Origin of the sequence: Kitasatospora sp. NPDC101183, assembly GCF_044767945.1 — a bacterium.
GTDB lineage: Bacteria > Actinomycetota > Actinomycetes > Streptomycetales > Streptomycetaceae > Kitasatospora.
Genome location: NZ_JBIWOW010000010.1, coordinates 162,515 through 184,682 on the forward strand (window position 1 = coordinate 162,515; position 22,168 = coordinate 184,682).

The window sequence follows — 22,168 nt, forward strand, 5'->3', positions numbered from 1 at the left end:
TCAGGGGGGTCAGGGGTTCAGAGGGCCCGGCCGAGGACGGCGTCCAGGGCCTGGTCCATCTCGTCGACGGTCAGTTCCTCCGCCAGCCGCAGCGCCTCCGGCCGCCCGCCCGCCGGGGCGGCCTGCGGCACCCCGGCGAGTTCGAGCAGCTGGGCGAGCAGGCCGCTGCGGCTCAGCTCGTCCGCCGGGATGCGCGACAGCGCCCAGCGGGCGGCCTGCTCCGGCTCCTGCGGCGGGGCGCCGTACTGCTGGGGCTGGGGCTCCTCGGGGCGGGCGGCGCCGAGGTCGAGGCGGACGTTGAGGAAGTCCGCGATGGCCTGCGGCGTCGGGTAGTCGAAGGCGAGCGTGCTGGGCAGCGGCACCTGCGCGTGGGCGGAGAGCCGGTTGCGCAGCTCGACGGCCATCAGCGAGTCCCAGCCGTGGTCGCGCAGCGGCTGCTCGGCCCGGACGCTCTCGATGCCGGACAGGCCGAGGACGGCGGCGACCTCCTGCTGGACGAGCAGGGTCAGCGCGGCGACCCGCTCCGGGCCCGGGAGCCCGGCCAGCCGCTCGCGCAGCCCGTCCACCGCCGAGGCCGTCGCACGGCCCGCACGGCGCAGCGGGGAACGGAGCAACGCCCGCAGCAGCGGCGGGAGTTCGGCGCCCTCCGCGCCCGCGCCGCGCTGCAGCCGCTCCAGGTCCAGCCGCAGCGGGACGAGGTGCGGCTCGGGCCGTCCGAGCGCCGCGTCGAACAGGGCGAGCCCCTGCTCGACGCTCAGCGCCTGGGCGCCCTGGCGGCGCATCCGGCCCAGCTCGGCGTCACCGAGGTGGGCGGTCAGGCCGGTGCCGCCCTGCTCCCACAGGCCCCAGGCGAGGCTGGTGCCGGGCAGCCCGAGGCGGACGCGGTGGGCGGCCAGGGCGTCCAGGTGGGCGTTGGCCGCCGCGTAGTTGCTCTGCCCCGGGGAGCCGAGGGTGCCGGCGACGGAGGAGAACAGCACGAAGGCGGCGAGGTCCAGCCCGCCGGTCAGCTCGTGCAGGTGGCGGGCGCCGTCCACCTTCGGGGCGAGGACCCGGCCGAACCGCTCGGCCGTCTGGTTCACCACCACGCCGTCGTCGATGACGGCGGCCAGGTGGACCACCCCGGTCAGCGGGTGGGCGGCGTCGACGGCCGCCAGGGCCGCCTGCACCTGGGCGCGGTCGGCCACGTCGCAGGCCAGCACCCGGACGGACTCGGCGCCCGCCGCGCGCAGCTCGTCCACCAGCGCCGGCGTGTTCTCGGCGGCCGGGCCGCGACGCGAGGTCAGCAGCAGGTGGCGCACGCCGTGCCCGGTGACCAGGCGGCGGGCGACCAGCCGGCCCAGCTCGCCCGTGCCGCCGGTCACCAGGACGGTGCCGTCGGCGTCGAGCGGGCGCGGGGAGGTCAGCACCAGCTTGCCGATGTGCCGGCCCTGCGCCATGAAGCGGAAGGCGTCGGCCGCGCGGCGCACGTCGTACGCCGCGTACGGCAGCGGGGCGATCACCCGGCGGGCGAGCAGGTCGGCGACCTCGGTGAGCATCTGGAGGATGCGCTCCGGGCCGGCGTCCATCAGGTCGAACGCCCGGTAGGAGACGCCCGGGTGCGTGGCGGCGACCTGCGCCGCCTCCCGGATGTCCGTCTTGCCCATCTCCAGGAAGCGGCCGCCGCGCGGCTCCAGGAGGCGGAGGGAGGCGTCGACGAACTCGCCGGTGAGGGAGTTCAGGACGAGGTCGAAACCGGTGCCGCTCCGCCACTGGGATGCGAAGCCGGTGTCGCGGGAGGAGGCGATCCGCTCCTGCGGCAGGCCGAGCCGGCGCAGCGTCGGCCACTTGCCGGCGCTGGCCGTGCCCCACACCTCGGCGCCGACGTGCCGGGCCAGCTGGACGGCCGCCATGCCGACGCCGCCGGCCGCCGCGTGCACCAGCACCCGCTCCCCGGCGGTGAGCCCGCCGAGTTCGAACAGGCCGTGGTGGGCGGTGAGGAAGGCCAGCGGGACGGTCGCGGCCTCGGCGAAGCCGACGCCGTCCGGGATCCGCACCATCATCCGGCCGTCGGCCCGGGCCTCCGTGCCGAAGGTGCCGACGGTCAGGCCCATCACCCGGTCGCCGGGGCTCAGGTGCGCGATGCCCGGACCGGCCTCCAGGACCACGCCCGCGCACTCCAGGCCCAGTTGGGGGGCGTGGACCATGTCGAGGGCGTTGAGGACGTCCCGGAAGTTGAGGCCGGAGGCGTGCACCCGCAGGCGGATCTCGTACTCGCCGAGGGGCCGGTCCCGGTCGGCCACCGGGACGAGGGCGAAGGTGTCCAGGCGGCCCTTCTCCCGGATGTCCAGGTGCCAGGCCCCGGCGCCGGGCGGCGGGAGGAGCGTCGCGTCCGCCGTACGGTCCGTGGTGGCGACCGGCCGCAGGCGCGGGACCAGCACGGCGCTGCCGCGGAGGGCGAGTTCGGGCTCGTCCTGGGCGGCGAGGGCGGTGAGGACCTGCGCCCGCTCGGTGTCCCCGTCCAGGTCCAGCAGGCGCAGGCGGCGCTCCGGGTGCTCGGCCCGGACGGACCGGAGCAGGCCCCACAGGGCGGCCTGCTCCGGACGGTCCACCTCGTCCTCCGGGCGGGCCGGGACGGCGCCCCGGGTGAGCCAGACGACCTCGGTGGCCGCGAAGCGCACGTCGGTGACCAGGAGCTTGACCTGCTCCAGGGCGGTGGTGACGGGCGCCCCGGTGCCGTCGATCAGCAGCCGGGCCGGGAGGGCGGGGCGGGTGAGCACCGCCTCCAGGGCGGGCTCGGCGGGCAGGCCCAGGGCGGCGGCGAGGGCGGCGCCGATGACGACGGTGTCGGGGGCCGCCGTCGGCTCGGCTTCGGGCTGCGCGTCGCTCTGCGGGAGCGGCTGGAACTCGACCCGGTAGAGGTGCTCCGTCCCGGCCGCTCCCGCACTGCCGCGCAGCTGCTCGGCCCGGGCCCGCTGGACCTCCAGGCGGCCCGCGACGAGCACCGGCTCGCCGGCCGCGTCCGTCACCTCGACCCGGGCGGCCAGCTCGTCGATCAGCTCGACGCGGACGCGCAGCTCGGTGCTGTCCGTCGCGTGGAGGGTGACGTCCGACCAGGCGAAGGGCAGGAGGACGGTGCCCTCCTCCGCGTCCGCCCGACCGTCCACGCCCGCGAGGGTGTGCAGGGCCGCGTCCAGCAGCGCCGGGTGGACGGTGTGCCCGTCGACGCCCAGGCCCTCGGGGAGCACCACCCGGCCGTACGCCACGCGGGCGCCGGGGGTGCGGTGCAGCTCGACGAGGCCGCGGAAGGCCGGGCCGTAGCCGAGGCCCTGGTCGGCCAGGGCGGCGTAGAGGCCGTCGAGGGCGACGGGCTCCCGGTCGGCCGTCCCGTCGGCGGGGGTGATCCCGAGGTCGCTGCCGTCCTCGGCCAGGCGGCCCTCGGCGTGCAGGGTCCACGGGGCGTCGGCGGCGGCGGACTCGGGCTGGCTGTGGACCCCGACCGTACGGGCGCCGTCCTCCTCCGCCGGGCCGACCTTCACCTGGAGCCGCAGCCCCTCGGCCGGGGGCAGCACCATCGGCTGGGCCAGTGTCAGCTCGGCCACCCGGCGTGCGCCCACCTGGTGGGCGGCGGACAGCGCCAGGTCCAGCAGGGCGGCGCCGGGCACGAGCACCGCGCCGAAGACGGTGTGGTCCCCCAGCCACGGGTGGTCGGCCGGCGACACCCGGCCGCTGAGCAGGAACCCCTCGCCGCCGGCCAGCGCCGTCACCGCCGCCAGCCACGGGTGGGCGGCGGCGACCAGGCCCGAGGAGCGGGCGTCGCGGCCCGCCTTCGGGGCGTCGAGCCAGTACGGGCGGCGCTGGAAGGCGTAGGTGGGGAGGGGGGTGGGGGTGCTGGTGGTCGGGAGGGTGGTGGTCCAGTCGAGGTGTTGGCCGGTGGTGTGGAGGGTGGCGGCGGCGGTGAGGAGGGCGGTGGGTTCGTCCTCGGTGGCGCGCAGGGTGGGGACGAAGGTGGCGTTGTCGGCGCAGGCGGCGCCCATGGCGGAGAGGACTCCGGAGGGGCCGCACTCCAGGAAGCGGTGGATGCCGGTGGCGTTCAGCTCGCGGATGGCGTCGAGGAAGCGGACGGCCTCGCGGGCCTGGCGGGCCCAGTACTGCGGGTCGCGGAGGCCCTCGCCGGGGGCGAGGTCGGCGGTCATGCGGGTGCCGTCGAGGGTGCTGACCAGCGGGATGCGCGGGGCTCGCAGGTCGCAGGTGGCGACCAAGGCGGTGAACTCCTCCAGCATCGCGTCCATGTGCGCACTGTGGAACGCGTGCGACACCTCCAGACGGCGCGTACGACGCCCAGGCATCGAGGCGATGAGTCGCTCGACGGCTTCCGGGTCGCCGCTGACCACCGTCTGCGTCGGAGAGTTGACGCCCGCGACCGAGACCCGGCCCTCCAGGACGGCGAGGACCTCCTCCTCACCCGCCTCGATCGAGGCCATCGCACCGCCGCTCTCGCAGGCCTGCATCAGCCGGCCCCGCGCCACGACCAGACGCGCCGCATCGTCCAGGGACAGCACTCCCGCGACGTGAGCTGCGGCGAGTTCGCCGACCGAGTGACCGGCCACAGCGGCAGGCGTGACGCCCCAGGACTCCCAGAGGCGGAACAGCGCCACCTCCAGAGCGAACAGCGCGGGCTGAGTGAACTCCGTACGGTTCAACAGCCCCGCATCCTCGCCGAAGACGACCTCCTTCAGCGGACGGGCCGCGTACGCGTCCAGAGCGCTCAGGACCTCGTCGAAGGCGACGCGGAACGCCGCATTGGACTCGTACAGACCACGCCCCATCCCCAGACGCTGACTCCCCTGCCCCGTGAACAGCACGGCGAGGCCCGGGGTTTGGAGCGGGCTGCCCGTGACCGTACCGGCGGCCGGACGGCCTTCGGCCAGGCCGCGCAGCGCGGTCGCGGCGTCGGCCGTGGTGGCGGCGATGACGGCGGCGCGCTGCTCGAAGTGGGTGCGGTGGTGGGCGGCGGTGGCGGCCACGGCGGTGAGCGGGGTGGCCGGGTTGGCCTCCAGCCAGTCGGCCCAGCGGGCGGCCTGCGCGCGCAGGGCGGGCTCGTCGCGGCCGGAGAGGAGGACGGGGAGGACGGTCGGCTGCTCCGGTTCCGGGGCCGCCTGGACGGTCGGGGCCTCCTCCAGGATCAGGTGGGCGTTGGTGCCGCTGAGCCCGAAGGAGGAGACACCGGCGCGGCGGGCGCGCTCGCCGCGCTGCCACGGGGTGGAGTCCTGAAGTAGGGAGAGGCCGCTGCCGTCCCACTCGATGTGGGGGCTGGGCTCGTCGGCGTGGAGGGTGCGCGGGAGGGTCGCGTGCTGGAGGGCCAGCACCATCTTGATCACGCCGATGACCCCGGCGGCCGCCTGCGCGTGGCCGATGTTGGACTTGGAGGAGCCGAGGAGAAGCGGGCGGTCGGACGGACGGTCCGGGCCGAAGACCTCGGCGAGGGCGCCGGCTTCGATCGGGTCGCCCAGGGAGGTGCCGGTGCCGTGGGCCTCGACGGCGTCGATGTCGGCCGGGGTGAGGCGGGCGGCGGCCAACGCGTCCTGGATGACGCGCTGCTGGGACGGGCCGTTCGGGGCGGTGAGCCCCTGGCTGCGGCCGTCCTGGTTGATGGCGCTGCCCCGGATGACGGCGAGGACGCTGTCCCCGTCGCGCTCGGCGGCGGAGAGGCGCTTGAGGACCAGTACGCCGCAGCCCTCGGCCCACCCGGCGCCGTCGGCGTCCGCGCCGAAGCTCTTGCACCGCCCGTCCGCCGCCATGCCCTTGAGACGGCTGAACTCGACGAAGAGGGCCGGGGTGTTCATGACGGTCACGCCGCCGACGATCGCCGTCTCGCACTCGCCCTGGCGCAGGGCGGACACCGCGAGGTGCGTCGCGACGAGCGAGGAGGAGCACGCCGTGTCGACGGTGACGGCCGGGCCCTGGAGCCCGAGCGCGTACGAGACGCGGCCGGAGACGACGCTGCTCGCGTTGCCCGTGCTCATGTAGCCGTCCAGGACTTCGAGTTGACGTCCTTCGTGGCTGCCGTAGTCCGAGCTCATGGCGCCGAGGTAGACGCCGGTGCGGGTGCCTTCGAGGGTGCCCGGGCGGATGCCCGCGCGCTCCAGGGCCTCCCAGGCCGTCTCCAGGACGAGGCGCTGCTGCGGGTCCATCGACTGGGCCTCGCGCGGGCTGATGCCGAAGAACGCGGCGTCGAACCGGTCGACGCCCTCGAGGAATCCGCCTTCGCGGGCGTAGCTCTTGCCGACCGCGTCCGGGTCCGGGTCGAAGAGGTCCAGCCCCTGCCAGCGCTGCGGGAAGCCGCCGACGGCGTCGCCGCCGGTGAGGAGGAGGTCCCAGAAGCCCTCGGGGGTGTCGATGCCGCCCGGAAGGCGGCAGGCCATGGAGACGACGGCGATCGGGTCCTCCGCCGCCGTGGCGGTGGTGACGCGGGCCGGGGTGCGGGCAGCCTTGGTGCCGAGGTCGAGGCGGTCGAGGATCAGACCGGCGATGGCGGTGGGGGTCGGGTAGTCGAAGGCGAGGGTGGAGGGGAGGGTCAGGCCGGTCTCGGCGGCGAGGCGGCGGCGGAGTTCGACGGCCATGAGGGAGTCGAGGCCCAGCTCCTTGAACACCTGCTGGGCGCCCAGGGATTCGGGACCGCCGCCGACGCCGAGGACGGTGGCGGCCTCGCGGCGAACCAGGTCCAGGAGGGTCGCCTGGCGCTCGGTGGCGCTGAGCGCGGCGAGGCGCTCGTGGAGGGCCGAGGGGGCGGCGGCCGACGCGCCGACGCGGCGCAGGCGAGCGCGCACCAGGGACCGGAGCAGCGGGGGGACCTCGCCGCCGCGCTCCAACTCGCGGCGGATCGAGCCGAGTTCGAGGCGGACGGGGACGACGTGGGCGTGGGGTGAGGCGAGGGCGGCGTCCAGGGCGCGCAGGCCTTGGGCGGGGGTGAGAGCGGCGATGCCCTGGCGGCGCATGCGGGTCAGTTCGGTGTCGCCGAGGTGGGCGGTCAGGCCGGTTCCGGCCTGCTGCCACAGGCCCCAGGAGAGGCTGAGGCCGGGGAGCCCTGCGGTGCGGCGCTCGGCGGCGAGGCCGTCCAGGGCGGCGTTCGCCGCCGCGTACGCGCTCTGGCCGGCGCTGCCGAAGACGCCCGCTGCGGAGGAGAACAGGACGAAGGCGTCGAGGTCAAACTCCCGTGTCAGCGCGTCCAGATGGCGCGCACCGTCCGCCTTGGGGGCGAGGACGCGGGCCAGGCGCTCCGGGGTCTGGCCCGTGAGGAGGCCGTCGTCGAGGACGGCGGCCAGGTGGAACACCGAACCGAGGTTGGTGCCGGTGACGACGGCTTGGAGCTGGGCGCGGTCGGAGGCGTCGCAGGCTTCGATACGGACGCTCTCGGCGCCCGCGTCGAGGAGGGACTGACGGATCTCGCCAGCGCCCGGGGCCTGCTCACCCTGCCGGGAGGTCAGGACCAAGTGGCGGATCTTGTGGTGCCGGACGAGGTGCTCGGCCAGCTCGCGGCCCAACTCGCCCGTCCCGCCCGTGATCAGAGCAGCGCGGTCGGGGTCGAAGGTGAGGGCTGTGGTGGTGTCGGCGGCGGTGACGCGCACCAGACGCGGAGCGAGGATGCGGCCCTCGGCGATCGCCAACTCCGGTTCGCTGGTGGCGGAGAGGGCGTTGTCGATCGCTTCGGCGGACGGGTTGGCGTCGAGGTCGAGCAGGCGGATCGGACGGTCCGCGTACTCCGCGCGCACCGTCCGCAGCAGGCCCAGCAGGGCGCTCGCGCCGCGTGTCACGAACACCAACTCGGTGACTTCGAGGGCAGGTTCGGCGGTGATGCGCTGCAGGAGCGTGAGCGCGTCCGCCAGCTCGGCCTCGGACAGGTCCACGACGGCCCGCTCGGGGCGCGCCTCGGCGAGGGCGTCGACGGTGGGGACATGGTCGGCGTTCAGCAGGCGGGCCAGCTCGCCGGCCTCTCCGAGGACCACCGTGCCGAGGGTGGCGGTCGACGCGGGCACCTGCACCTCCTGGAAGTCCAGGCGGTAGAGGTGGTCGATGGACGCACCGGCGCGGACCTGCTCGGCGGTGGCCTCGCGGATCTGCAGGCTGTCGACGGAAGCCACAAGGGCACCCGCCGGGTCCGAGACCCGGATGCGGGCGCTGGTGCCGCTCTCGTCGAGGTCGACACGGACGCGCAGTTCGGTGCTCCCGGCGGCGAACAGCTCGACGCCCGTCCACTCGAAGGGGAGGAAGACCCGCTGGTCACCCTCGGCCTCGTCGCGGACGGCAACCAACGTGTGCAGGGCGGCATCCAGGAGGGCGGGGTGGATGCCGTATTCGTCGGCCTTGACGCCCTCGGGCAGGTGGACGATCCCGTACGCGGTGCTGCCGTCGCGCCACAGTTCGGTCAGGCCCTGGAAGGCCGGGCCGTAGGCGAGGCCCCGGGCGGCGAAACGGTCGTAGAAACCGTCCAGGTCGACGGACTCGGCGGCGGGGCCGAGCCAGGTGAAGGCCTCCGACTCGCCGGTTTCCTCGGCGAGTTCGCCGCTGGCGTTCAGGGTCCAGGAGTCCTCGGCCTCCTCCGGGCGGCTGTAGAGGGACACCTGGCGGCGGCCGTTCTCCAGGCCGCCGACGACGGCCTGGAGGCGGACGGCGCCTTCGAGCACGAGCGGTTCGACGAGGGCGAGTTCCTCGATACGGCCCGCGCCGACCTCACGGCCGGCGGCCAGCACCAGATCGAGGATGCCGGTACCAGGGGCGAGGACGGTGCCGAAGGCGGCGTGGTCGCGCAGCCAGGGCTGGGCGTTGGGGGCGAGGCGGCCCGTGAACAGGTGGCCCTCACCGTCCGCCAGCGCCGTGCCAGCGCCCAGCCACGGGTGCGCGGAGGCCTCCAAACCCATCGAACCCGCATCCGCCGAACCGGAGTTGACCTCGGTCCAGAAGTACTCGCGCTGGAAGGCGTAGGTGGGCAGGTCGGGGACGAAGCGGCCGTCGAGGAGCGTGGACCAGTCCACGGGCACGCCCTGGACGTGCAATTGTCCGAGGGAGCTGAGGAGTTGGTCGATGCCGCCTTCGCCTCGGGCGAGGGAGCCGACGACGACGCCGTTGTGGGCGGCGCTGCCGTCGGTCAGCGGCATCGACAGCACCGGGTGGGCGCTGACCTCGACGAACACGGTGCGGCCGTCGGCGAGCAGCTGCTCCAGGGCGCGGTCGAACCGGACGGGCTCGCGCAGGTTGCGGCACCAGTAGGCGCCGTCCAGCTCCGGGCCCTCCAGAACCCGGCCGAGGACGGTTGAATAGAACGGCACCGAGGCGCGGCCCGGAGTCAGGTCCGCGAACGCCTCCGCCAGGCCCGGCAGCAGCTGGTCCATCTGGGCACTGTGCGAGGCGTAGTCGACGTTCACCCGGCGGCAGAACACGTCCTGCTGCTGGAGGTCGGCCACCAGCGCGTCAATGGCCTCGCTCTCACCGCTGACGACGGTCGAGCCTGGCGTGTTGACGGCGGCGACGGAGAGCCGACCCTCGTAGGCCGCCAGGATCTCCTCGACCTCAGCCACGGGCCGCTCGACCAGCGCCATCCCGCCGAAGCCCGTCACCGCTCGGACGGCAGCCGAGCGCAGGGCCACCACACGCGCACCCTGCTCCAGCGGAAGGGCGCCCGAGACGACGGCCGCGACGACCTCACCCTGACTGTGACCCACAACGGCCGTCGGCTCGATGCCCCAGGACCGCCAGAGAGCCGACAGGGCGACGCCCATGGCGAACAGCGCGGGCTGGACCACGTCCACCCGGTCCACGGGCGGGTGATCACCGCCCGTGCCCGCAAGCACGTCGAGGACGGACCAGCCGGTCAGCGGCCTCAACGCTGCGTCGCAGGCCTCGACGGTCGCGCGGAAGACGGGCGACTGCTCCAACAGCGCCGCACCCATCCCGAGCCACTGGCTGCCCTGCCCCGGGTACACGAACACGACCTCGCCGGGGGTACCGGCGACGCCGACCGGCTCGCCGTCCGCCAGCGCCCGCAGCCGCGCGGCCGCCTCGACGGCCGAACCGGCGACCACGACGGCCCGGTACTCGAACTGCGTCCGGTACCGAGCGGCGGTCAGCGCCACATCCGCCAGCGAAACGGTGGAGTGCGCGTCCAGCCAGTCCGCCCACCGCGCTGCCTGCTCCCGCACCGCCACCTCGTCCCGACCGGAGAGGAGGATCGGGAGGGCGGCCGGCTGCCCCGATTCCGGGGCGGCGGTGACGGCCGGGGCCTCTTCGAGGATGAGGTGGGCGTTGGTGCCGCTGAGCCCGAAGGAGGAGACACCGGCCCGGCGGGCGCGCTCGCCGCGCTGCCACGGGGTGGAGTCCTGGAGCAGGGAGAGGCCGCTGCCGTCCCACTCGATGTGGGGGCTCGGCGTCTCCGCGTGCAGGGTGCGCGGGAGGGTGCCGTGTTCGAGGGCGAGGACCATCTTGATCACGCCGATGACGCCGGCCGCCGCCTGCGCGTGCCCGATGTTCGACTTCGACGAGCCCAGGAGAAGCGGACGCTCGGACGGACGGCCCGGGCCGAAGACCTCGGCCAGCGCGCCCGCCTCGATCGGGTCCCCGAGCGAGGTACCGGTGCCGTGCGCCTCGATCGCGTCGATGTCGGCGGGCGTCAGACGGGCGGCGGCCAGAGCATCCTGGATGACCCGCTGCTGCGACGGCCCGTTGGGGGCCGTGAGCCCCTGGCTGCGCCCGTCCTGGTTGATGGCGGTGCCCCGGATGACGGCGAGGACCCTGTCCCCGTCGCGCTCGGCGGCGGAGAGGCGCTTGAGGACCAGCACACCACAGCCCTCGGCCCACCCGGCACCGTCCGCGTCGGCACCGAAGCTCTTGCAACGACCGTCCGCCGCCATGCCCTTGAGACGGCTGAACTCCACGAACAGCGCCGGGGTGTTCATGACGGTCACCCCGCCGACGATCGCCGTCTCGCACTCCCCCTGGCGCAGGGCGGACACGGCAAGGTGCGTCGCGACGAGCGAAGAGGAACAGGCCGTGTCGACGGTCACGGCCGGGCCCTGGAGCCCGAGCGCGTACGAGACGCGGCCGGAGACGACGCTGCTCGCGTTGCCCGTGCTCACGTACCCGTCCAGCGCGTCCAGATCGTGGCCCTGCTGGTTGCCGTAGTCCGAGCTCATCGTGCCCAGGTAGACGCCCGTCCGGCTGCCCTCCAGGGCCTCCGGACGCACGCCGGCGCGCTCCAGCGCCTCCCAGGCCGTCTCCAGGACGAGCCGCTGCTGCGGGTCCATCGACTGCGCCTCGCGCGGCGAGATCCCGAAGAACGCGGCGTCGAAGCGCTCCACGTTCGCCATGAACCCGCCCTCGGTGGCGTAGCTCTTGCCGACGGCCTCCGGGTCCGGGTCGAACAGGTCGAGGCCCTGCCAGCGCTCCGGGAACCCGCCGATCGCGTCGCCGCCCGAGGCCAGCAGCTCCCAGAAGCCCTCCGGGGTGTCGATCCCGCCCGGCAGGCGGCAGGCCATCGAGACCACGGCGATCGGCTCGGTACGGGCGGCCCGCTCGGAGTCGAGCTGCTTCTCCGCCTCGACCAGCGCGGTCGCGGTGCGCCGCAGGTAGGCCTCGAGCTTCTCGACGTCGGATGTGCTGCTCATGCCGTGACTCCCAGCTTGCGGTCCAAGAACTGCAGAAGGTCTTCGGTACTGCTCCCGGACTCCAGCGCGACGGCCGGGGCCTCCGGGACGACGGCCTTCGCGAGGCCGTTCTTGAGGGCGAGGAACTGGCCGGCCAGGCCCTCGGATTCGAGTTGCAGGGGGGTCGCGGAGCGCAGCAGCTCCACGAGGTTGTCGATCAGCTCCCTGGTCAGCCGGACGCCCGGCGACTGCGGCGCGGCGCCGTCGCCGTCCACGGCCAGACGGCTCAGGACGAGGTCGGCGATGGCGGCGGGGGTCGGGTAGTCGAAGGCGAGGGTGGAGGGGAGGGTCAGTCCGGTCTCGGCGGCGAGGCGGCGGCGCAGCTCGACGGCCATGAGGGAGTCGAGGCCCAGTTCCTTGAACACCTGCTGGGCGCCCAGGGATTCGGCTCCTCCGCCGACGCCGAGGACGGTGGCGGCCTCGCGGCGGACCAGGTCCAGCAGCGTCGCCTGACGCTCGGCGACGGGCAGGACGGCGAGGCGCTCACGCAGGGCGGAGGGGGCCGCGGTGGCCCCGCCCGCGCGGCGCAGGCGGGCCCGGACGAGGGAGCGCAACAGCGGTGGCACGTCGCCACTCCTTTCCAACTCGCGACGGACGGCTGACAGTTCGAGGCGGACGGGGACGACGTGGGCGTGCGGTGTGGCGAGGGCGGCGTCCAGGGCGCGCAGGCCTTGGGCGGGGGTGAGGGCGGCGATGCCCTGGCGGCGCATGCGGGTCAGTTCGGCGTCGCCGAGGTGGGCGGTCAGGCCGGTGCCCGCCTGCTGCCACAGGCCCCAGGACAGGCTCAGGGCGGGCAGGCCTGCGGTGCGGCGCTCGGCGGCGAGGCCGTCCAGGGCGGCGTTCGCCGCCGCGTACGCGCTCTGGCCGGCACTGCCGAAGACGCCCGCTGCGGAGGAGAACAGGACGAAGGCGTCGAGGTCCAACTCCCGCGTCAGCTCGTCCAGATGGCGCGCGCCGTCCGCCTTGGGGGCGAGGACGCGGGCCAGGCGCTCCGGGGTCTGGCCGGTGAGGAGGCCGTCGTCGAGGACGGCGGCCAGGTGGAACACCGAACCGAGGTTGGTGCCGGTGACGACGGCTTCGAGCCGGGCGCGGTCGGAGGCGTCGCAGGCTTCGATACGGACGCTCTCGGCGCCCGCGTCGAGGAGGGACTGACGAATCCCGGCCGCGCCCGGGGCCTGCTCACCCTGGCGGGAGGTCAGGACCAGGTGGCGCAGGCCGTGCCGACGGACGAGGTGCTCGGCCAGCTCGCGGCCCAACTCGCCCGTCCCGCCCGTGATCAGAGCAGCCCGATCGGGGTCGAACGTGAGGGGCGACGTAGCGTCCGCTGCCGTGACACGCACCAGGCGCGGCGCGAGGATGCGACCCTCGGCGATCGCCAACTCCGGCTCGCCCGTGCTGCGCAGAGCACGCTCGACCAGCTCGGCCGATGCGTTCACCTCCAGGTCGAGCAGGCGGATCGGACGGTCCGCGTACTCCGCGCGTACCGTCCGCAGCAGGCCCAGCAGGGCACTCGCGCCGCGCGTCACGAACACCAACTCGGTGGAATCGAGGACGGTTTCGGCGGTGAGAGCCTGCGTCAGCGTGAGCGCGTCCGCCAGAGTCGCCTCGGAGAGGTCGACGACCACGGCGTGGGGGTGAGCCTCCGTGGCGAGGCGAACGACGAGCGCCTCCACGCTCTCCACCCGGCTGGTGGTGGGCAGTTCCAACCCGGAGCCGAGCACCCAGAGGTCGGCGCCGGAACGCTCCTCCAGGGTGCGCGGCTCCTGGTGGTCGAGGCGGTACAGGTGGTCGACGGTGGCACCGGCGCGGACCTGCTCGGCGGTGGCCTCGCGGATCTGCAGGCTGTCGACGGAAGCCACAAGGGCACCCGCCGGGTCCGAGACCCGGATGCGGGCGCTGGTGCCGCTCTCGTCGAGGTCGACACGGACGCGCAGTTCGGTGCTCCCGGCGGCGAAGAGTTCGACGCCCGTCCACTCGAAGGGGAGGAAGACCCGCTGGTCACCCTCGGCCTCGTCGCGGACGGCAACCAACGTGTGCAGGGCGGCGTCCAGCAGTGCCGGGTGGATGCCGTATTCGTCGGCCTTGACGCCCTCGGGCAGGCGGACGATCCCGTACGCGGTGCTGCCGTCGCGCCACAGTTCGGTCAGGCCCTGGAAGGCCGGGCCGTAGGCGAGGCCCCGGGCGGCGAAGCGGTCGTAGAACCCGTCGAGGTCGACGGGCGCGGCAGTGGGGCCGAGCCAGGTGAAGGCCTCCGACTCGCCGGTTTCCTCGGCGAGTTCACCGCTGGCGTGCAGAGTCCAGCCGTCCTCGGCCTCCTCCGGACGGCCGTGGACCGCGACCTGGCGCCGACCGCTGCCGTCCGGGGCGCTGACCGTGATCTGCAGCCGCACCAGGCCTTCGAGGACGAGCGGCTCCAGCAGGGCGAGTTCCTCCACCCGGCCCGCTCCGACCTCACGGCCGGCCGCCAGCACCAGATCGAGGACGCCCGTCCCGGGAACCAGGACGGTGCCGAAGGCGGCGTGGTCGCGCAGCCACGACTGGGCGTTGGGCGCGAGGCGGCCCGTGAACAGGTGGCCCTCGCCCTCGGCCAGGGCGGTGGCCGCGCCGAGCCAGGGATGGGTGGAGGTCTCCAGGCCCATCGCGCCGGCGTCGGCGTTGGTGGCGGCGGTCTCGGCCCAGTAGTGCTCGCGCTGGAACGCGTAGGTCGGCAGGTCGGCGACGAAGGCGCCGCCGTCCAGGACCTTCTGCCAGTCGATCTCGACACCCTGGACGTGCAACTGTCCGAGGGAGCGGAGGAGTTGGCCGATGTCGCCCTCGCCTCGGGCGAGGGAGCCGACGACGACGCCGTTGTGGGCGGCACTGCCGTCCGTCAGGGGCATCGACAGCACCGGGTGGGCGCTGACCTCGACGAACACGGTCCGGCCGTCGGCGAGGAGCTGCTCCAGCGCCCGGTCGAAGCGGACCGGCTCGCGCAGGTTGCGGCACCAGTACGCGCCGTCCAGCTCCGGACCCTCCAGGACACGGCCGAGGACCGTCGAGTAGAACGGCACCGAGGCACGCCCCGGGGTCAGGTCCGCGAAGGACTCCGCCAGGCCCGGCAGCAGCTGGTCCATCTGCGCGCTGTGGGAGGCGTAGTCGACGTTCACCCGGCGGGAGAAGGCGTTCTGCTGCTGGAGCTCCGCGACAAACCGGTCCAGCGCCTCCACCTCGCCGGATACGACCGTGGAGCCGGAGGTGTTGACGGCGGCGATCGACAACGTGCCGTCGTACGCAGCGATCAGCTCCTCGACGAGGGCCACCGGCCGCTCGACCAGCGCCATGCCGCCGGTTCCGGTCACCGCGCGGACGGCGGCGGAGCGAACGGCGACCACCTTTGCGCCTTGCTCCAGCGAGAGGGCGCCCGAGACGACGGCCGCAACCACCTCGCCCTGGCTGTGACCGACCACAGCGGTCGGCTCGACGCCCCAGGACCGCCAGAGTGCGGAGAGGGCGACACCCATCGCGAACAGCGCGGGCTGCACGACGTCCACCCGGTCGACCGGCGGGTGGTCACCGCCTGCGCCCGCAAGGACTTCGAGGACGGACCAGCCCGTCAGCGGCTTCAGCGCCTCGTCACAGGCCTCGACGGCCGTACGGAAGACGGGCGACTGCTCCAGCAGCGCCGCACCCATCCCGAGCCACTGACTGCCCTGGCCGGGGTAGACGAACACGACCTGGCCCGGGCTGCCCGCCACCCCGCTCGCCGTGACGGCGCGCAGCTGTGCGGCCGCGTCGGCGGTCGAACCGGCGACGACGACCGCGCGGTGCTCGAAGTGCGTGCGGTGGCGGGCGGCGGTCAGGGCGACGTCCGCCAGCGGGACAGTGGAATGCGCCTCCAGCCAGTCGGCCCAGCGGGCGGCCTGCTCGCGCACCGCCGCCTCGTCCCGGCCGGAGACCAGGAGCGGGACGGCCACGGGCTGCGGGGCCGGATGAGCGGCCTCGGCGACGGGCGCCTCCTCCAGGATGAGGTGGGCGTTGGTGCCGCTGAGGCCGAAGGAGGAGACGCCCGCGCGGCGCGGACGGGCGGTCCGCTCCCAGGGGGTGGGGTCCTGGAGCAGGGCGAGGCCGCTGCCGTCCCACTCGATGTGCGGGCTGGGCTCGTCGGCGTGCAGGGTGCGCGGCAGCACCCCGTGTTCCAGGGCCAGCACCATCTTGATCACGCCGATGACGCCGGCCGCCGCCTGCGCGTGCCCGATGTTCGACTTCGACGAGCCCAGGAGAAGCGGACGGCCGGACGGACGGTCCGGGCCGAACACCTCGGCCAACGCGCCCGCCTCGATCGGGTCACCCAGCGAGGTCCCCGTCCCGTGCGCCTCGATCGCGTCGATGTCGGCCGGGGTCAGTCGGGCAGCGGCCAACGCGTCCTGGATGACCCGCTGCTGCGACGGCCCGTTCGGAGCGGTGAGCCCCTGGCTGCGCCCGTCCTGGTTGATGGCGGTGCCCCGGATGACGGCGAGGACCCTGTCCCCGTCGCGCTCGGCGGCGGAGAGGCGCTTGAGGACCAGCACGCCACAGCCCTCGGCCCACCCGGCACCGTCCGCATCGGCACCGAAGCTCTTGCAACGACCGTCCGCCGCCATCCCGCGCAGCCGGCTGAACTCCACGAACAGCGCCGGGGTGTTCATGACGGTCACCCCGCCGACGATCGCTGTCTCACACTCCCCCTGCCGCAGCGCCGACACCGCGAGATGCGTCGCGACCAGCGAGGACGAGCACGCCGTGTCCACCGACACCGCCGGCCCCTGGAGCCCGAGCGCGTACGAGACGCGGCCGGAGACCACGCTGCTCGCGTAGCCCGTGCTGGTGTAGCCGTCGAGCGCGCCGAGGTCGCGGCCCTGGCGGCCGTAGTCGGAGGTCATCGTGCCGAGGTAGACGCCGGTGCGGGTGCCTTCGAGGGTGCCCGGGCGGATGCCCGCGCGCTCCAGCGCCTCCCAGGCCGTCTCCAGGACGAGCCGCTGCTGCGGGTCCATGGACTGCGCCTCGCGCGGCGAGATCCCGAAGAACGCGGCGTCGAACCGGTCGATGTCCTCCAGGAATCCACCTTCGCGGGCGTAGCTCTTGCCGACGGCCTCCGGGTCCGGGTCGAACAGGTCGAGGCCCTGCCAGCGTTCCGGGAACCCGCCGACGGCGTCGCCACCGGCGGCCAGCAGCTCCCAGAAGTCCTCGGGGGTGTCGATCCCGCCGGGCAGGCGGCAGGCCATCGAGACCACGGCGATCGGGTCCTCCGCCCCTGCGGCGAGGCGGGCCGGGGTGCGGACGGCCTTGGCGCTCAGGTCGAGGCGGTCGAGGATCAGGCCCGCGATGGCGGTGGGGGTCGGGTAGTCGAACGCCAGGGTCGACGGGAGGGTCAGCCCGGTCTCGGCGGCCAGGCGGCGGCGGAGCTCGACGGCCATGAGCGAGTCGAGGCCCAGCTCCTTGAACACCTGCTGCACACCGACGCCTTCGGGGCCGCCGACACCGAGGACGGTGGCGGCCTCGCGGCGGACCAGGTCCAGCAGCGTCGCCTGACGCTCGGCGACGGGCAGGACGGCGAGACGCTCACGCAGCTCGGACGGGGCCGCCGAGGCCGCACCCGCGCGGCGCAGGCGGGCCCGCACGAGGGAGCGCAACAGCGGCGGAACCTCGCCACCCCGCTCCAACTCGCGGCGCACCGAGCTCAGTTCGAGGCGGACGGGAACGACGTGGGCGAAGTCCGAGGCCAGGGCCGCGTCAAGGGCGCGCAGGCCCTGGGAGGCGGTGAGCGCGCCCACGCCCTGACGGCGCAGCCGCGTGATCTCCGCCTGGCCGAGCCCTGCGGTCAGGCCGGTACCCGCCTGCTGCCACAGGCCCCAGGAGAGGCTGAGGGCCGGCAGACCGGCGGCGCGCCGCCGGGCGGCGAGGGTGTCGACGAAGGCGTTGGCCGCCGCGTAGCCGCTCTGACCGGCGCTGCCGAGGACACCGGCGGCGGAGGAGAACAGGACGAAGGCGTCGAGGTTCAACTCCCGCGTCAGCGCGTCCAGGTGGCGCGCACCGTCGACCTTCGGGGCCAGCACGTGGGCGAAGCGCTCCGGGGTCTGGCCCGCGAACAGGCCGTCGTCGAGGACGGCGGCCAGGTGGAACACCGAACCGAGGTCCGTGCCGGTGACGACGGCTTCGAGCCGGGCACGGTCGGAGGCGTCGCAGGCTTCGATACGGACGCTCTCGGCGCCCGCGTCCAGGAGGGACCGGCGGATCTCCGCCGCGCCCGGGGCCTGCTCGCCCTGGCGGGAGGTCAGAACGAGGTGGCGAACGCCGTACTGGCGGACCAGGTGCTCGGCCAGCTCGCGGCCCAACTCGCCCGTCCCGCCCGTGATCAGGGCAGCCCGCGCGGGGTCGAAGGTGAGAGCTGAGGTGGCTTCGGCGGCGGTGACGCGGACCAGGCGCGGGGCGAGGATGCGGCCGTCGGCGATCGCCAACTCCGGCTCGCCCGTGCTGCGCAGAGCACGCGCGACCAGCTCCGCCGATGCGTTCGCGTCGAGGTCGAGCAGGCGGATCGGGCGGTCGGCGTACTCCGCGCGCACCGTCCGCAGCAGGCCCCACAGCGCGGCCTGGACCGCGTCGAGGCCGGTCGCGCCGCGCGTCGCGAACACCAACTCGACCGGCACGAGCGACGGTTCGGCCAGGACCCGCTGCACCAGCGGCAGGGCCTCGGCCAGCACCTCCTGCACCGGCCCGGCGTGACCGGTCAGGTCCACGGCCAGCAGTTGCGTGGCCTCGGCGAGGCCTACGGCCAGCTGGTCGGCGGACACGCTCTCGGAGCCGATCAGGCCCGCGAGTCCACCCGCGTCGCCGAGGACGAGCGAGCGTACGGAGGTCCGCTCCTCCAGGCGGCGGAGCTCCGAGAACTCCACCCGGTAGAGGTGGTCCACGGTGGCACCCGCGCGGACCTGCTCGGCCGTCGCCTCGCGCAACTGGAGGCCCTCGGCGCGCAGGACCGGCCGGCCGGTGGTGTCGGCGACCCACAGGGACAACTGCTCGTCGCGCAGTTCGACGCGCACGCGCAGTTCGGTGCTTCCGGCGGCGAACAGCTCGACGCCCGTCCACTCGAAGGGCAGGAGGACACGGTCGGCGCCCTCGGCCTGCGGCTGTGCGGCGACGAGCGTGTGGAGGGCGGCGTCCAGGAGGGCGGGGTGGATGCCGTACTCGTCGGCCTTGACGCCGTCGGGCAGGCGGACGATCCCGTACGCGGTGCTGCCGTCGCGCCACAGCTCCGTCAGGCCCTGGAAGGCCGGGCCGTAGGCGAGACCCCGAGCAGCGAAACGGTCGTAGAACCCGCCCAGGTCGACGGGCTCAGCGGCGGGGCTCAGCCACGCGAAAGCGGCCGACTCGCCCGTCTCCTCGGCGAGTTCGCCGCTGGCGTTCAGCGTCCAGGAGTCCTCGGCCTCCTCCGGGCGGCTGTAGAGGGACACCTGGCGGCGGCCGTTCTCCGGGCCGCCCACGACGACCTGGAAGCGCACCGGGCCTTCGAGGACCAGCGGCTCCAGCAGGGCGAGTTCCTCCACCCGGCCCGCGCCGACCTCACGGCCAGCCGCCAGCACCAGATCGAGGACGCCCGTCCCGGGAACCAGAACAGTGCCGAAGGCCGCGTGGTCGCGCAGCCACGGCTGGGCGTTGGGCGCGAGACGGCCCGTGAACAGGTGGCCCTCGCCCTCGGCCAGCGCCGTGCCAGCGCCCAGCCACGGGTGCGCGGAGGCCTCCAGACCCATCGAACCCGCATCCGCCGAACCCGAGCCGGCCTCCATCCAGAAGTACTCGCGCTGGAAGGCGTACGTCGGCAGGTCGGCGACGAAGGCGCCGCCGTCCAGGACCTTCTGCCAGTCGATCTCGACACCCTGGACGTGCAACTGCCCGAGGGAACGGAGGAGTTGGTCGATGCCGCCTTCGCCTCGGGCGAGGGAGGCGACGACGACGCCGTTGTGCTCGGCACTGCCGTCGGTGAGCGGCATGGAGAGGACCGGGTGGGCGCTGACCTCGACGAACACGGTGCGGCCGTCGCCGAGGAGCTGCTCCAGGGCGCGGTCGAAGCGGACCGGCTCGCGCAGGTTGCGGCACCAGTACGCGCCGTCCAGCTCCGGACCGTCCAGGACCCGACCGAGGACCGTCGAGTAGAACGGGACGACCGCCTTGGACGGCCGCAAGTCGGCGAAGGCCGAGGCCAGTTCGGGGAGCAGCTGGTCCATCTGGGCGCTGTGCGAGGCGTAGTCGACGTTCACCCGGCGGCAGAACACGTCCTGCTGCTGGAGGTCGCTGACCAGCGCATCGATCGCGCCGCTCTCACCCGAAACCACCGTCGAACCGGGCGTGTTGACGGCGGCAATCGACAACTTCCCGTCGTACGAGGCGATCAGCTCCTCGACGTCGGCCACGGGCCGCTCGACCAGCGCCATCCCGCCGAAGCCCGTCACGGCCCGGACGGCGGCCGAGCGCAGAGCGACGACGCGGGCGCCCTGCTCCAGCGAGAGGGCGCCCGAGACGACGGCCGCAACGACCTCGCCCTGACTGTGGCCCACGACGGCGGTGGGCTCGACGCCCCAGGACCGCCACAGCGCGGAGAGAGCGACACCCATCGCGAACAGCGCGGGCTGCACCACATCCACCCGGTCCACCGGCGGGTGATCCCCACCACCACCGGCCAGAACCTCCCGCACCGACCACCCGGTCAGAGGACGCAGCGCCTCGTCACAAGCCTCGACGGCCGCGCGGAAGACGGGCGACTGCTCCAGCAGCGCCGCACCCATGCCGAGCCACTGACTCCCCTGCCCCGGGTACACGAACACCACGCCACCCGGGCTGCCCGCCACCCCGCTCTCCGTGACGGCGCGCAGCTGCGCGGCCGCCTCGGCGGTCGAACCGGCGACGACGACCGCGCGGTGCTCGAACTGCGTCCGGTACCGGGCGGCGGTCAGCGCCACATCAGCCAGCGGAACCTCGCCGTGCGCGTCCAGCCAGTCCGCCCACCGCGCAGCCTGCTCCCGCACCGCCACCTCGTCCCGCCCGGAGACCAGCACCGGCACGGCCACCGGCTCAGCAGCCCCCGCGACAGAGGCAACGACAGGCGCCTCCTCGACGATCACGTGCGCGTTCGTCCCACTCAGCCCGAACGACGAGACACCGGCTCGCCGGGCCCGCTCGCCGCGCTCCCATGCCACGGCCTCCTGCACCAGCGCGAGCCCGCTCCCGTCCCATTCGACGTGCGGGCTCGGCGCCTCCGCGTGCAGGGTGCGCGGCAGCACCCCGTGCTCCAGGGCCAGCACCATCTTGATCACGCCGATGACACCGGCCGCCGCCTGCGCGTGCCCGATGTTCGACTTCGACGAACCGAGGAGAAGCGGACGGCCGGACGGACGGTCCGGGCCGAACACCTCGGCCAACGCGCCCGCCTCGATCGGGTCCCCCAGCGAGGTCCCCGTCCCGTGCGCCTCGATCGCGTCGATGTCGGCCGGAGTCAGACGGGCAGCGGCCAAAGCATCCTGGATGACCCGCTGCTGCGACGGCCCGTTCGGAGCGGTCAGCCCCTGGCTCCGCCCGTCCTGGTTGATCGCACTCCCCCGGATGACCGCGAGCACCCGGTCCCCGTCCCGCTGCGCCGCCGACAGCCGCTTGAGCAGCAGCACGCCGCAGCCCTCGGCCCAGCCCGCGCCGTCCGCGTCCGCGCCGAAGCTCTTGCACCGGCCGTCCGCCGCCATCCCGCGCAGCCTGCTGAACTCGACGAACAGCGACGGGTTGCTCATCACGGTGACGCCGCCGACCAGCGCCAGCTCGCACTCGCCCTGCCGCAGCGCGGACACGGCGAGGTGCGTGGCAACGAGCGAGGAGGAGCAGGCGGTGTCCACGGTGACGGCCGGGCCCTGGAGGCCCAGCGCGTACGAGACGCGGCCGGACACGACACTGCTGGCCTTGCCGGTGCTCACGTACCCGTCGAGGGCGTCGAGGTCCTGGCCGAGGCTGCCGTAGTCGGTGCTCATCGTGCCGAGGTAGACGCCCGTCCGGCTGCCCTCCAGGGCCTCCGGACGGACGCCGGCGCGCTCCAGCGCCTCCCAGGCCGTCTCCAGGACGAGCCGCTGCTGCGGGTCCATCGACTGGGCCTCGCGCGGGCTGATGCCGAAGAAGGCCGCGTCGAAGTGCTCGACGCCGTCCAGGAACCCGCCCTCCCGGGCGTAGCTCTTGCCGACGGCCTCCGGGTCCGGATCGAACAGGTCGAGGCCCTGCCAGCGTTCCGGGAACCCGCCAACGGCGTCGCCACCGGCGGCCAGCAGCTCCCAGAAGCCCTCGGGGGTGTCGATCCCGCCCGGCAGGCGGCAGGCCATCGAGACCACGGCGATCGGCTCGGAGCGCTGGGCCTCCAGCTCGGCCGCGCGCTTCTGCAGGGCCCGGATGGCCGGCAGCGCCTGTTCCATGCGGTCCTGGGCTGAGGTCGTCATCGGATGTCCTTTCCGCGT

Annotated in this window: 2 protein-coding genes; both read right to left on the reverse strand. The window is 74.4% G+C overall.

Annotated features, from left to right (window positions below; translation table 11 throughout):
• Nucleotides 1–17: 17 nt before the first annotated feature.
• Complete coding sequence (locus ACIRRS_RS16555; protein WP_402970873.1) at nucleotides 18–11,633, reverse strand: SDR family NAD(P)-dependent oxidoreductase; 11,616 nt, start codon at nucleotides 11,631–11,633, stop codon at nucleotides 18–20.
• Nucleotides 11,630–22,150, reverse strand: a complete 10,521-nt coding sequence (locus ACIRRS_RS16560) for a beta-ketoacyl synthase N-terminal-like domain-containing protein (protein ID WP_402970876.1) — start codon at nucleotides 22,148–22,150, stop codon at nucleotides 11,630–11,632. Before ACIRRS_RS16560 ends, ACIRRS_RS16555 begins: the two co-directional genes overlap by 4 nt.
• Between the last annotated feature and the right edge of the window lie 18 nt (nucleotides 22,151–22,168).